This window comes from Bradyrhizobium algeriense, from assembly GCF_003062295.1.
GTDB classification, from domain to species: domain Bacteria; phylum Pseudomonadota; class Alphaproteobacteria; order Rhizobiales; family Xanthobacteraceae; genus Bradyrhizobium; species Bradyrhizobium algeriense.
Genome location: NZ_PYCN01000014.1, coordinates 146,579 through 159,039, shown reverse-complemented (window position 1 = coordinate 159,039; position 12,461 = coordinate 146,579). Strand labels below are relative to the sequence as shown.

11 protein-coding genes are annotated in these 12,461 nt (G+C 62.7%); 3 read left to right on the top strand and 8 right to left on the bottom strand.

Annotation, left to right across the window (positions count from 1 at the left end; all coding sequences use genetic code 11):
• Positions 1–4: 4 nt before the first annotated feature.
• Positions 5–1,123: a hypothetical protein gene (locus tag C7G61_RS25000; protein WP_108519333.1), complete on the bottom strand. Its 1,119-nt coding sequence runs from the start codon at positions 1,121–1,123 to the stop codon at positions 5–7.
• 1,156 nt (positions 1,124–2,279) lie between these two features.
• Positions 2,280–3,176, bottom strand: coding sequence for a DUF6236 family protein (locus C7G61_RS24990; protein ID WP_108519331.1), 897 nt, complete (start codon positions 3,174–3,176; stop codon positions 2,280–2,282).
• 196 nt (positions 3,177–3,372) lie between these two features.
• On the opposite strand from C7G61_RS24990, the gene C7G61_RS24985 reads away from it, so the two are divergent.
• On the top strand, positions 3,373–4,119 hold the full coding sequence (locus tag C7G61_RS24985; RefSeq protein ID WP_108519330.1) for an SGNH/GDSL hydrolase family protein: 747 nt from the start codon (positions 3,373–3,375) through the stop codon (positions 4,117–4,119).
• 295 nt (positions 4,120–4,414) lie between these two features.
• On the opposite strand, the gene C7G61_RS24980 is transcribed toward C7G61_RS24985, so the two are convergent.
• The gene (locus C7G61_RS24980; protein ID WP_145963685.1) at positions 4,415–4,687 is read right to left on the bottom strand and encodes a hypothetical protein; all 273 of its coding nucleotides are present in this window, start codon (positions 4,685–4,687) and stop codon (positions 4,415–4,417) included.
• A gap of 246 nt (positions 4,688–4,933) precedes the next feature.
• Between C7G61_RS24980 and C7G61_RS24975 the strand changes: the two genes are divergently transcribed.
• Both C7G61_RS24975 and C7G61_RS24970 read left to right on the top strand, forming a co-directional pair.
• Positions 4,934–5,182, top strand: a complete 249-nt coding sequence (locus C7G61_RS24975; protein WP_108519328.1) for a hypothetical protein — start codon at positions 4,934–4,936, stop codon at positions 5,180–5,182.
• A 266-nt stretch (positions 5,183–5,448) separates the two neighbouring features.
• Positions 5,449–5,823, top strand: a complete 375-nt coding sequence (locus C7G61_RS24970) for a hypothetical protein (protein ID WP_108519327.1) — start codon at positions 5,449–5,451, stop codon at positions 5,821–5,823.
• Positions 5,824–5,964: 141 nt separating this feature from the next.
• On the opposite strand, the gene C7G61_RS24965 is transcribed toward C7G61_RS24970, so the two are convergent.
• The 5 genes from C7G61_RS24965 to C7G61_RS24945 form a co-directional block, all read right to left on the bottom strand.
• A complete protein-coding gene (locus C7G61_RS24965; protein ID WP_108519326.1) occupies positions 5,965–7,023 on the bottom strand; it encodes an alcohol dehydrogenase in 1,059 nt (352 codons plus the stop codon).
• A 27-nt stretch (positions 7,024–7,050) separates the two neighbouring features.
• Positions 7,051–7,917 carry a 16S rRNA (adenine(1518)-N(6)/adenine(1519)-N(6))-dimethyltransferase RsmA gene (rsmA, locus tag C7G61_RS24960; protein ID WP_108519325.1) on the bottom strand — a complete coding sequence of 289 codons (867 nt, stop codon included), beginning with the start codon at positions 7,915–7,917 and terminating at the stop codon, positions 7,051–7,053.
• Positions 7,914–8,933 carry a 4-hydroxythreonine-4-phosphate dehydrogenase PdxA gene (gene pdxA / locus C7G61_RS24955; RefSeq protein WP_108519367.1) on the bottom strand — a complete coding sequence of 340 codons (1,020 nt, stop codon included), beginning with the start codon at positions 8,931–8,933 and terminating at the stop codon, positions 7,914–7,916. Before pdxA ends, rsmA begins: the two co-directional genes overlap by 4 nt.
• 59 nt (positions 8,934–8,992) lie before the next feature.
• The gene (locus tag C7G61_RS24950) at positions 8,993–9,946 is read right to left on the bottom strand and encodes a peptidylprolyl isomerase family protein (RefSeq protein WP_108519368.1); all 954 of its coding nucleotides are present in this window, start codon (positions 9,944–9,946) and stop codon (positions 8,993–8,995) included.
• A gap of 72 nt (positions 9,947–10,018) precedes the next feature.
• Positions 10,019–12,436 carry an LPS-assembly protein LptD gene (locus C7G61_RS24945; RefSeq protein ID WP_190241963.1) on the bottom strand — a complete coding sequence of 806 codons (2,418 nt, stop codon included), beginning with the start codon at positions 12,434–12,436 and terminating at the stop codon, positions 10,019–10,021.
• Between the last annotated feature and the right edge of the window lie 25 nt (positions 12,437–12,461).

Here is a 12,461-nt window from a genome sequence, read left to right as displayed (position 1 = left end):
TCGGTCAGGTCTGCGCGCTGCGGGCGAGCCGGGACAGCATTTCCGTAACCTGCCGCTCCCGCTCCCGATCCTGGGGCGCGTGTCCTTGGGGCACGTGTCGTCGTTCCTGCGGCGGGCGTGGCCGCTCCTGTGGCATGCGCGTTGTTCGCTCCTGGGGTACGCGCGTTCGCTCCTGGGGCACGCGTGTCCGGTCCTGGGGCACCCGCGGATTGTGCACGCCGCCGGTGCGCCGCAGCCCGGCGTCCTCGTCATGGAACATCGGTTGCGGCGAACGCCGCCTTGTCTTTGCGGAATCCCACATCGCGCGCCGCTTGCGGCGCATGGCGCGGCGCGCCCGCATGCGGCCGATCCTGACGATCGCGCTTACCGTGAGGCCGGCCAGCGCAAGCGCGGCGGCCATCACCAGAAGCAGTTTCTGCAGCGATGCCGTCGGCTTTGCCGTCGCCGCGTCCGCAGCCGTGGGCGCAACCTGATCCGCCGCGGGCTGCTGCATTTCCTCGGCCTGTGGCGGCTGGGCTGCGGGCGCGGCTGCCGCCGTCTGGAGATTGGTTGGCGTGGTCAAAGATCTTGTGGTGGGAGCGTCGTTCCATCGCACCGACGACAGTGGCGCTGGCGCCAGCACATTCGGCATGGTTGCGCGCGGGTTATTGTGCACGGCCGGTGCGGGAGCTGCCGCAACCGTTCGCTCGACTTTGGCGGGCGAATTTGGCTCGGCGCGGGGTTGCTGGGAGACCCATTCGGCACGCGCGTCGGAGATCGACTTGCGCGTGATCGTTCGTTGCTGCGCCGGCTCCTCTGCTGCTGAAGGGGCTGAAGCTGGCGCCGAAGCCGGCGGCGCGGCGCGTGCGAACTTGTCGTCAGCCGTGTCGCTCTCCTCCCGGAGATACCAGCACTGGCGTTTGGTGACGCGATCGATGCGATAGTACCAGTGGCTGCCCGAGGGGTTCGCGCCCTTCGGCGCGGGCAGGCAACTGTCCGCGGCGGCCTGGATCGCTTGTGATGGGGCGGCTTCCGCGGCTGTTGTTAATACCTGGGCCCGGAGATCCGTCGTGGCGGCCAGATTGGCGCCTGCCACCACACCGGCAAGGAGAGCCGGGACGAATTTCACGGAACGGTTCGACATTCTGTATCCCCGGCAACGCACGCAACACGACGCTTAATGCCGCCAATCTGGTCAGAGACTTGGGTGGCAATGAGCCGCAATTTCGGAGCAGATGGGGTTTAATTGGGGCTTGCGCGCCGCCTCAATTGAGGCAGGCTAAACCTGTGGAAAACCGGCGTTTTTTCTACTGTCTGAAGGCCGTCCAGCGTCCGGTACAGCCGTCGGATCGCACGAATGAACCGGAGCCGCTGTGGGCCGACATGCGGCCCGAACTGGTCCAGCTCACACCCCCGGCGGGTAGAGCGATGTCGGTACTCCCTGCGCGTAGTTGTTTCCGATAGATGCGGCCGGCGGCTGGATACGACATTGCGATCTCGCGGCGCGGTGCGCCCGAAGTTATAAGTCTACGATGCCCTCTCGAAAGGAGGGCGCAGGGAAAGCCGGGTGCCCATGACACCCGCAGTCGTGCGCAAGAATGCACACGGCGGACCGCAGGTGCGCCGGATCACCCGGCCTTCCCTGCGCAGTGGTTTTACGGCTTATGCCGCGCTCTCCCCGGAGACGAATTCCTCTTGCCTCCGTCGCTGACGGATTAGCGATTGATCGAAGGCCCGGTTGGGCCCGACAATCTCCATCAGCTTGACACCAGCAACGGGTGCCAGGACCACACGGTTTTGCCGTCCGCAGCTTCCTCGAGCCATACGCTCCAACCGGCCCGCATGCTGCCGGAAGAAGTTTCGACTGAAGCGTTTAAGCGCCGGTCGTCTGCGCGCCGTTCGATCGCTCACGGGAATAACCGCCCTGCAACCACGTGCGCGCCCGACGCTGCCGCGTCCACCGCAACCTGCCCCAACGTTCGTGACGATGGCCAACGCCCCTCTTCTCGGGACAGGATAGCGGGAGTTGTAGGTTTGATTTGGGTGCCGCGTTAAGCGAAAAATTTTGAGCGAGCGCGAAATAAGTTTCTTGCCGTGGGAGGCAAATCAGTGCTGAGGCCGTTCAGCGAAAATCGCGCGAGCGCGCGCGAGAACGTCGATCACGCGAAAACGTCTATTGAATGCACTGTCACCGCAATTCGAAAATCTTCCCCAAACCGCACTGTATCCGGTCCGATAGTGTTGGGAAAGCGGTTCAACTTAAGCACAGAGCGTCGCGGGCGCCAAAGGCTGCTCGTCGACTAGAACAGTTCCTTATTGAAGCGCGCCACATACGCAAAAGGTGTCGCTCGGGGCTTCAGACTCCTCCACCCTATGTCCGCTTTTATATTGAGTATCGATTTCGCGGCCATTGCTGCTCCACACACTCCGGCCAAGACGTCGCTTGATAGGCCGAGAGGCGCCGCACCGAGATATCCTGCGAGCCCACCCGCAACAATCTCGAACGGCTTTAAATCGAGAGTGGTTTTCTGGCTAGAAAGGCGTACTGGAAATTGCCATTCCGCCGAGATCTTAAGGGCATCGGCACAAGCCATATCAAGGTGCGTGATCTTTCGCTCCAGCTCAGCACGTGGATCCCCGGCGGAGTTGATGCACTGAACAAGATTATCTATCTCGCCCCTGAGAGCGACAAATTCATCATTTCGTCTTCGCTTAAATTCCAGAATTTCATTCAGAGGGACGTCTTTGTCAGGCACTGGGATCGCGTTGAGCAATTCCATCTGAATGCCAGCGTCCGTGACCGCATCAGCGCTAGCACTCAACAGAATCGATGAGTTTTGGCAGATATCCCAAGTGCTATTCTTGGCTCCATCACGTTCTTTGAATGCTTGGAGCTGAGACAAAATCAGAGGCTCGGCATTCTTCGCAGATGCAAAGACGTAGAGGGGCCTCGTTAGGATACCCGCCTCTTCCAAGAACTCGGCCTCGGGACCACTCCCGATTGCTATCAGGTTGTTCGTCGGCCAAACTAATTCATCCCAGAACAGAAGAGCGTGACGCAAATCCTGAGGGTCTAGGTTTGCAGATTTGATGGAGAACCCATTTTGAAGTGGCTCAATTGGGCAGGTCAAAACAAGCCCGCGAACCGGTCGCCCATAACTTGGGTCGGTCTTCTTTCTCCGCTTGGCGTCACCCATTCTAGTTTCCTAGCAAGCGTAGCCCGGATGAGCGAAGCGACATCCGGGCTTTGGTTCGTGCCGATCCCGCATATCGCTTCGCTCATGCGGGCTACTTGCTGAATCCTATCAGCGACCGTTTCCTCCGGCTAGGCGATCTCGTCTTGGCGCGCTATTCTTTCGCCTCACATTGTCTCGGCTGCGACACTGGTGACCCATGGACAGCGATCCCTCACAGATTCCGGTTGAGCCGATTCCATTCGAGCAGGGCCTGACCCACTTTGCGCAGAGCCTCAGAGGACGAGCCAAGATCGTCGCGATCGGCTCGTCGTCGACGGTGGGCCACGGCAATATCAAGCCCTATCCGGAGCGGCTGCTGTCGTTTCTTCAGGCCGGATATCCGAACGCCAGGATCACCATGGTCAACCAGGGAATCGGCGGCCAGGAAGCGCCGCTCGAGTTTCAGCGGTTCGATACCGACGTCATCGCCGAGAAGCCCGATCTGGTGATCTGGCAGGTCGGGACGAATGCGATCTGGCAAAGCCCGAACTCGAATCCTCCACCTCCGTCCTTCGACGAAACCACCGGCGCCATCCGCAATGGACTAGTCAAACTGCGCGACGAAACGCAGGCCGACGTCATCCTGATGGACCTGCAATATGTGCCGGCCGTGCTGACGCCGTCCAAGAAGGCCAAGGCGATCGCGATGGTCGAGGCGATCAGCGAACTGGCGCGGAACGCTCGCGTCAATGTGTTCCGCCGCTTCGCATTCATGAAGGGCTTGTATGAAGTCGAACAGGTTTCGTTCGACCGGATGGTTGAGTCGGCGGATGAGCACAGGCTGCACGACAGCGACTGGGCCACGCATCGTGTGGCGTGGGCGATGAAGCTCGCGATCGTCGGCGGCGTCGACAAGGCACGGTCATTGGTAGCCGCGCCTTCGCTACCATCACAGGCAAGTTAGGCGTCACCGTAATTGCACGTCATGGAGTTGCTGAGGCTGACCGGCGAGGATTGCTTGGTTCTCAAAGCCTACTTGCCGTCCCCGCAACGCCATGACGAAGATTTTCGGCAGCGGGCGCGATGCTGTCCCGACTGACAGCATCCAAGAAACGCAAGAAGAGTCTGGCAGGCCCCTGAGGCCCTTCTTCTGCGGGAACGATGTCGCGGGGCGACATCGTACCAATTCCTGACCTACCGATCGGTCCAGCATCCCCGCCGGACCCTGAGCTGATCGTCGCTAACCGTCGAGCGCGTGTTTAGTCGCAGATGCGCTCGCGAATCCTGACGCGTTCACCAAAGCGGTTGGTGCGTTCGCGGATCACGATCCGGCAATCATCTCTGTAATCACGATCACGGTAGTAGGGGCGATCATAGCCGGGACCAACGTAGACGCCGCCCGGACCGACGCCAAACTCAACAGCGTTGGCCGAAGCGATGGTTCCGACCGTAAGCAGTGTCGCAATCGTCAAGGCAGATAGCTTCATAGATACCTCCTCTTGTCGACCAGAATCAAAGGCTTCGAAAGGCATTCGTTCCGCCTGGCGGAGATTTTGATGGCGCCGTCATCTTAGGTTCCGCCAAAGAACATTGCAGCGAACCGTCTCGGTTTCGATCGCCGAACGCTCGTCGCGGTACCGGCAGAACCCCGTTTGCTATTGTCGTACTCGATGCGGGTTTCACGCCTGTGGTTGCGAGCGGAGGAACCCGACGCCGTTCTGAATGGTTGATCGATTTGTTCTCCGCGCCCTCCCGCTCCTTACTCGGACGAGGACACCATGACTTCACTTGCGAAACTTCTCACTCAAAAGCAACAACTGCTGGGCAGGCTGGAGGAGGACCCGGGGCCCAATGAGCGCGCCGAACTGGAACGCCTTATGGAGAAGGTCGATGCGGCGTTGAGCTCACTGGAGCCTGCGCTCAGCGACATGGCCGAGGATCATGACGGCCGCTCAGACTCGGCGGCAATTGATAAGACAACTTCGCCTTCCACAGCCGGGCGCACCCTTCGCTCAGGAAGACGCTGAGGGCTGACCTGTCGAGGAAGGGTGCCGGGCGATGTCGTGTGGTTTCCGTCATTACTGTGACAGTGCTGGAAATAGACGCGTCGCGCCTGCGATCATCATGAAGTTAGTGCACTGTTCCTCGTGAATTGACCCGCGGCCCCTCTCGTTCCATTTCACGCAGAGGTGTTGGAACTGCAGGGAACAGGGGGAACGAGCTGCTTTCATCAGCGCTTGTTCCTTGTCCGCTTGGTCGGGCTCATCTTCATACAAGCAATGGAGTAATCCTTATGAGACGATTGCCGCTGGCCCTGGGCCTCCTGGCTGCATGCGCCGCCACTGCCGCCTCAGCCGAAACGGTCAACCTGACCGGCACCTACCGCTGCATCCAAATGTGCCGGAACGGCATGCTCGGCGCTCCCACCTTCGTCACGCAGAACGGGGACGCCGTGAACCTCACGACGGAAGCGGGTGAGTCCTACCGGGCCTGGCCCGACTGGAGCGCGCCCTTCAGCCGAATCTGGATCGAGGCGCGCGACGAGGGCGCTGTCTATTCGCCCGATGGCATGCGCATTCAGTTCGATGACGGCCGCGTCTGGCAGCGCGACATCGGTCCGCCGCCGCGCGTGGCGTTCCGCCGCGCGCCCGTGGTGTACAGCAGGTAGTTTCAAGCGTGGGCACGGCACTTCGCGCCGTGCCCACCTCTCAGGCCATTTCGACGAAAGCAGCTCGGCGGGAAGCTATCGGAATCAGAAGGACGGAGCGGGCCGAAGGCTCCGTCGTTGCAGTGACGCGAGCGCCCCGCCTCAATTCTTCAGCACGATTCGCCCCACGACTTTCCCGGCCCGCAGCTCATCGATCCATTTCTGCACATCCGCCATCGGCTCTTCCTTCATCGGCGTCGGCTTGATCTTGCCGGCGCGGGCGAGCGCCATCAGTTCCTTCGCCTCGGCGAGGGTGCCGACCATGAAGCCTTCGATGGTCATGCGCTTGTAGACCCATTGCACCATCGGCAGGCTGAAATTGCCGCCCATCAGGCCGGAGACCACGACCTTGCCGCCGCGCGCCACCGTCGCAACCGCGAACGCCATCGATTTCTCGTTGCCGGCAAAATCGACAACGCCGTCGAAGCCGCCCTCGGTTTCTTTCAGGATGCGCCTGATGATTTCGGGCTCGGACGGATCATAGGCGGCCGCGGCGCCGTTCTTCAGCGCGGTCTCGCGCGCGGCGGGGCTGAGATCGGCCACCGTGATGTTCTGCTTGAACATGGCTTGCGCGAACGAAAGCCCCATCATGCCGACGCCGCCGAGGCCGATCAGCAGCAAATTGCGCTGCCGCGGACGGTCGACCAGCCGCTTCAGCGCGCCATAGGCGGTGACGCCCGAGCACATCAGCGTTGCCGCCTGGTTGACGGGCAGGGGATCGTAATCGAGCAGGTATTTTGCGTCGGGCACCAGCACATGGGTGGCAAAGCCGCCATCGATGGAGACGCCGAGGAAGCGCTGCTTGACGCAGAGGTTCTCGTCGCCATTGGCGCAGTCGCGGCACTGGCCGCAGCCGATCCAGGGGAATACCGCCTGCTTCTTTCCGATCAGCTCCTTCGAGGCATCGGGACCGACTTCATCGACGACGCCGGCGATCTCGTGGCCGAGCGTGAACGGCAGCGTCATGCCGCGCGTGGTGTCGAGCCGCTTGCCGCCGCCCAAATCAGCATAGCCGTCCTGGATGTGCAGGTCCGAATGACACAGACCACAGCGTTCAATGCGGACCAAAACTTCTCGGCCTTGCGGCTTCGGCGTGTCGACAATGGTTTCGCACAACGGCGCATCGAATTTGACCAGCGACTGGCGACGCATCAGCGCCATGGCAATCTCCCTTGAGCCCGGGTTTCTTCAGGGCGTTTGAGTTTTTGTATTTCGTATATCGGTCAATTCGCGGGCCATGGCAACAAAGCCGGAAACCGGAATGGTCTCCGCCCGCCGCGTCGCATCGACCGAGGCGGCCTCGGCCAGCCGGGCCGGATCGACCGACAGCGATTTGAGGCTCTGCCGCAGCATTTTCCGGCGCTGGCCGAAGGCTGCGGCCGCCACTTGTTCGAGGACGCGGCGGTCGCACGGCTCGGGTGCCACGCGCGGCACCAGCCGCACCACCGAGGAGGTCACCTTGGGCTGCGGCACGAAGGCGGCCGGGGAAATGTCGAACAGGATTTTTGTTTCAGTGCGCCAGTTGGCGAGCACGCCGAGCCGGCCATAGGCCTCGTCATTCTCTTTGGCGACGATCCGCTCGGCGACCTCGCGCTGAAACATCAGCACCATCATGTCGTACCAGGGCGGCCATGGCTCGACCGAGAGCCAGTCCACCAGGAGCGCGGTCGCGATATTGTAGGGCAGGTTGGCGACGATCTTTGCCGGCTCGCCGCCGAGCATCGGGCGGGGATCGAAGCGCTGCGCGTCGGCGTGCACGATCTCGAGCCGCCCGGGATATCGCCTGGCGATATAGTCGAGCGGGGCCAGCGCGCGCTCGTCGCGTTCGACCGCGATGACCCGCTTTGCGCCCAGCGCCAGCAGCGCGCGCGTCAGCCCGCCGGGGCCGGGGCCGACCTCGATGATGGTGGCGCCTTCGAGCGGACCCGCGGCGCGCGCGATCCGCGCGGTGAGGTTGAGGTCGAGCAGGAAATTCTGGCCGAGCGATTTGCGTGCCGACAGGGAATGTTCGCGAATGACGTCGCGCAGTGGCGGCAGATCGTCGATCGCGCTCATGAAGGCCTGGTCGTCGCCATGCGCGCGGCAAGGCGCAACGCTGCGGCGAGACTCGAAGGATTGGCCTTGCCGGTGCCGGCAATGTCGAAGGCCGTGCCATGGTCCGGCGAGGTGCGGATGAACGGCAATCCCAGCGTCACGTTGACCGCATCCTCGAACGCAATCGTCTTGATCGGGATCAGCGCCTGGTCGTGATACATGCAGATGGCGCAGTCGTAGCTGTGGCGCGCCGCGGCGTGGAACATGGTGTCCGCCGGCAACGGGCCCCTGGCGTCGATGCCCTCAGCGCGCAGCGTTTCGATAGCGGGTGCGACGATGTCGACGTCTTCGCTGCCGAGCGAGCCGTCTTCGCCGGCATGCGGATTGAGGCCCGACACCGCAAGGCGCGGACGGGCCAGCCCGAAATGCGCTTTCAGATCCGCGACCGCAATGCGGGCCGTCGTCACGATCAGCTCGCTCGTGAGCTGCTCCAGCGCCTCACGCAGCGAAAGATGGATGGTGACGGGAACGACGGCGAGCGCCGGCGACCACAACATCATCACCGGCTGCGGTGGACGCCCGCCATCGGCGGCAAGCTCGGCGAGAAACTCGGTGTGGCCGGGATGGCGGAATCCGGCGCGGTACAGCACGCTCTTGGCGATCGGGTTGGTGACGACGGCGCCGGCTCTACCGCTCCTGACATGGTCGACCGCCTGGCGGATGGAGGCCAGCGCAGCGGTCGCGCTGGTATCGTCGGGTTGTCCGGGGCGCGCGGTGGCGATTTCGCCCGTCGCCACCACGGGCAATGCTTTCGCAAATGCCGCGCTCGCTTCCTCAGGGACAGCATCGGCGAGCTCGACCTGCAATCCCAGGAGTTTCGCCCGATCAGCGAAGAAGGCGCGATCGCCGAGCAGATAGAACGGCGGCAGGTCCAGCTCTTTGCGCCGCAGCCAGGCGGCGAGGGCGATGTCGGGGCCGATGCCCGCCGGTTCGCCGGATGTCAGCGCGAGTGCCTTGATTTTTGGAGCCCCGGACATCAGAGGCTTGGACATCAGAGCCTTGGACATCAGATCCTTGGACGTCGGATCCTTGGCCATCAACGACATTCGATCATCGCGGCTTTGCGGATGTCGGCCAGATAGGCTTTCGACTTCGCCTCGTATTTCTGGGCGTACATTTTTTCCCGGATTTCCCGCTTCTTCGGCGTGTCGACCTTGGTCGGCTTCCGCTCGCACAACGCCACCATCTCCACGCCCTGCTTGGTGATCTCGGGCGGGGTCAAGTGACCGATCGGCGTCTTGTTCAGGAGCTCACGAAGCGGGCCGGGGATGTCGGCCGAGGTCTTGGTGACCGTGTCGCGGATCGCAGCGTTCTGCATCGACTTGAAGTATGAGTTGGCCTGCTCGCAAGTCTGGACGCGCTCGCGCAGGGATTCCGCCTCCTTGCGCCGCAGGTCGATTGCACTTTGCGCCGAGCCGCGCGGCACGATCAGCACGATCGGCTGCAGCTTGTATTCGAATGCTTCGGTCTGGGTCGCTTCGCCGCCTTGCTGGGCGGCGGCGTCAACGTCTTTTTCTCCGACCTGGAGGCTCTCCTTGAAGCGGCCGCGCACCAGGCTGCCCCAGACCATGTCGGCCCTGAGGCGGGCTTTGAGCGTTTCCGGCCGGACACCCTGGCTCTCCAGGGACTTGGTGAGCTGATCGGGCGTCAGCCGCATCCGCTGGCTCATTCCCGAATAGGCCTGGTCGATATCACTCGCGGTAGGATCGACACCGAACCTCTTGGCTTCCTTGATCTTCACCTTTTCGTTGATCAGCTCATCGATCACTTCCTGCTTGGGCGCGGGTTTGCGCGTGGTCAGGAAGATGAGCTTGGTGCGCTGCTCGATATCGAGACTGGTGATGGGCTCGCCGCCGACCATGCAGGCAACAGACTGCGCCGGCAATGGTGAAGCGCTGCCGGCCAGCATCGCAAGTGCAACGGCGGAGCCGGCGGCAAGGGACCGGACAAGAGACCAAGGCCGGCGGGAAAGGAGCTTGATGGTCGTCATGGTCATGTCAGCCGTATCAACCAACTCGTACCGCGTTGTGCTGGGTACTCTCCGGCAAGGTCAGGCCTCACGCTACTGAATGCCGGTGTTGCCGGCGGATGAGGACGAGTTCGCAATGGTCCGCAGGCCGATCTGCACCATGAACGCGTGGCTGAGCACCGGCGGTGTCGCCCCCGCGGAGTAGCTGTAGGACGTAACGTAATTGGCCGCCAGCACGAAGCAGTCATCCACATAACCGGCACCGACGATGTACTGGTTCAGCTTGTTGGCTTCAAGGTCCCACCGCGCCGAGCCCGACACGACCCAGTTCGATGCTAACTTGATCGATGCGGTGCCGAGCAGGCCCTCGCGCCGGGTCAGATAGCCGAGTTCCGGCTGCGCGGCATAATTGCCGTACATCATGCTGACCGACCAGCGATCGAACGCGGCGCGTCCCTCGGCTTCGAAGCGATTGACGTTCGTCGTTGCCTCATCAATGCGCGAGCGCACGCTGAACGTATATGTGCGGTTGGGCGAATAGTTGACGCGGGCGACGTAGTCGGACCGGGTGTTCTGCAGGCCGGATTCGAGCCCGGTATTGGTCGCGTCCGCCACGGCGTACGAGTTCAGGCCGAACAACTGGTAGGACTGTCCGAACAGCACATTGACGCTGCCGCCGCGGTCGAACTGCGTGGTCGCCTGCACGCCGACATTGGCGCGGCCGCCGCCTTCGACGCGGTCGTAGCCCGAGAACTTGTCGACTGCGAACAGGTTGCTGGCGTCGAACACCATGCTCTGGGCGTCTTCGTTGGGCAGCCTGCCGGCAAAGGTCTCGTTGGGACGAGCGATGATCTGCGCAATCGGCTCGATCGTGGTGGTGCCCCACGGCTGAACGTTGATGAAGGGGTAGCGATATTCGAGACCGACCGTCGGCATCAGGCGGACCGCCTGGGTGTCGCCCACGGGCAGGAAGTTCGAAACGCCGGGCTGGTTCGAGATCGAGGCGTCGATGGCGTCGGCGCGCATGATCGCAAACGGCGTCCAGATCTGGCCCATGGGGTCAGTGAACGACTTCCGCCACTGCGCTTCAGCCGTCAGCCGCGTGTAGGTGCCGGGCATGCCGCGCAGCAGGCACTGCGAGGGCAGCCGGGCCAGCGGATCGGCTGATGCGGTCAGGCACAGGCCATTGGTGTTGGCTAGTGTCGTGATCGGGTCGAAGGCCGCGGTCGTGCGCGACAGGCTGGTGAAGTTCGTCTTGTAGCTGACTTCACCGCCGAGGACCGGGTGGTTGATGACGTTGTTGTAGTCGATGACCGGATGAATCACCGGCACCTGATCCTGGTTGCCGGAGAAGGACAGGTAATAGATCGTGCGCGCGTCGAAGTAGCTGCGGCTGCCGACGCCGGTCAGATAAAGCTGCGAGATCGCTTCCGTCGGCAGGCTCAGGAACGAGCCCAGCGGGTCCTTGTACTGGGCCAGCCGGTAGTCCGAGAAGAAGTAGTAATCCGACAGCAGGACGCCGTCCCAGCCCCAGACCCATTTGTCGTTGATCGCGAACTGGCCTTTGGTGTCGAGGCCGCCGCGGAACTGGCGGTCGCCGGGCTGACCGGCGTAGGCGCCCTGGTCGAGCTGATCGATGCCGTAGGCGCGGATCTGGTAGGAGCCGTTGATCAGGCGCTGGCGGAATTCGCCCTGGAACAGCACGCCCTGCCGGGTGGTGAAGCGCGGACTGAAGGTCGCGTCATAATCCGGCGCGATCGCCCAGTAGAACGGGGTATCCACGCCGTAGCCATAGCCGGTGACCGTCGTGAAGGACGGCATCAGGAAGCCGGTCTTGCGCTTGACGGTCGGATCGGGCGTCGAGAAATACGGCAGATACGCCATCGGCACGCCGAAGAACTCGAGCTGTGCGTTTTCGAAGTACAGCATCTTGTCGGTCTGGTCGTGGATGATGCGCGCACCCTTGACCTGCCACAGCGGCGGCTTCTTCGGATTGTCCTTGCACGGCGCGCAGGCGGTATACACGCCGTTTTCGAACACGGTGTAATTGCCGGCGGAGCGGTCGGCGCGCGTCGCCGCCATCCGCGTCGCGTCCTCGGTGTCGACGCGCAGCGAATCGACGAACCCGTCACGGTAGTCGTCGCTCAGATCCATGATATTGGCGTAGGTGACTTTGCCTTCCGCGTCGGTCAGGCGGATGTTGCCTTCCGCATGCAGCCGCTTGGTCTTCTGGTCATAGACGACCTTGTCGGCCTCCACGCTGGTGCCGTTGTAGAACATCTGCACGTTGCCGACCGCCGACACGCGCTGGTTGTTGTAATCGTAGTCCACCTCGACCGCTTGCACGAGCATCCTGCCGTCGTTGTTGGCAGGCCGTGGCGGCGGCTTGGGCGGCCGCGGATTGTAGGTGAAGCTTTGCGCCGAGGCCGGCACCGTCAGGGCAAGCTCGATCGAGCCCGCGAAAACGAATCCGCCGAGCAGCGCAAACATAGAAACGCCAAAGGCAGCCATGCGAGTTCGATAGCGGCGCACATCG

What these genes read in the sequence shown, in the direction of transcription:
- C7G61_RS25000 (WP_108519333.1), bottom strand. Translation starts at nt 1,123, where the DNA reads ATGTCGAACCGTTCCGTGAAATTCGTCCCGGCTCTCCTTGCCGGTGTG.
- C7G61_RS24990 (WP_108519331.1), bottom strand. Translation starts at nt 3,176, where the DNA reads ATGGGTGACGCCAAGCGGAGAAAGAAGACCGACCCAAGTTATGGGCGA.
- C7G61_RS24985 (WP_108519330.1), top strand. Translation starts at nt 3,373, where the DNA reads ATGGACAGCGATCCCTCACAGATTCCGGTTGAGCCGATTCCATTCGAG.
- C7G61_RS24980 (WP_145963685.1), bottom strand. Translation starts at nt 4,687, where the DNA reads ATGCCTTTCGAAGCCTTTGATTCTGGTCGACAAGAGGAGGTATCTATG.
- C7G61_RS24975 (WP_108519328.1), top strand. Translation starts at nt 4,934, where the DNA reads ATGACTTCACTTGCGAAACTTCTCACTCAAAAGCAACAACTGCTGGGC.
- C7G61_RS24970 (WP_108519327.1), top strand. Translation starts at nt 5,449, where the DNA reads ATGAGACGATTGCCGCTGGCCCTGGGCCTCCTGGCTGCATGCGCCGCC.
- C7G61_RS24965 (WP_108519326.1), bottom strand. Translation starts at nt 7,023, where the DNA reads ATGGCGCTGATGCGTCGCCAGTCGCTGGTCAAATTCGATGCGCCGTTG.
- rsmA (WP_108519325.1), bottom strand. Translation starts at nt 7,917, where the DNA reads ATGAGCGCGATCGACGATCTGCCGCCACTGCGCGACGTCATTCGCGAA.
- pdxA (WP_108519367.1), bottom strand. Translation starts at nt 8,933, where the DNA reads ATGTCCGGGGCTCCAAAAATCAAGGCACTCGCGCTGACATCCGGCGAA.
- C7G61_RS24950 (WP_108519368.1), bottom strand. Translation starts at nt 9,946, where the DNA reads ATGACGACCATCAAGCTCCTTTCCCGCCGGCCTTGGTCTCTTGTCCGG.
- C7G61_RS24945 (WP_190241963.1), bottom strand. Translation starts at nt 12,436, where the DNA reads ATGGCTGCCTTTGGCGTTTCTATGTTTGCGCTGCTCGGCGGATTCGTT.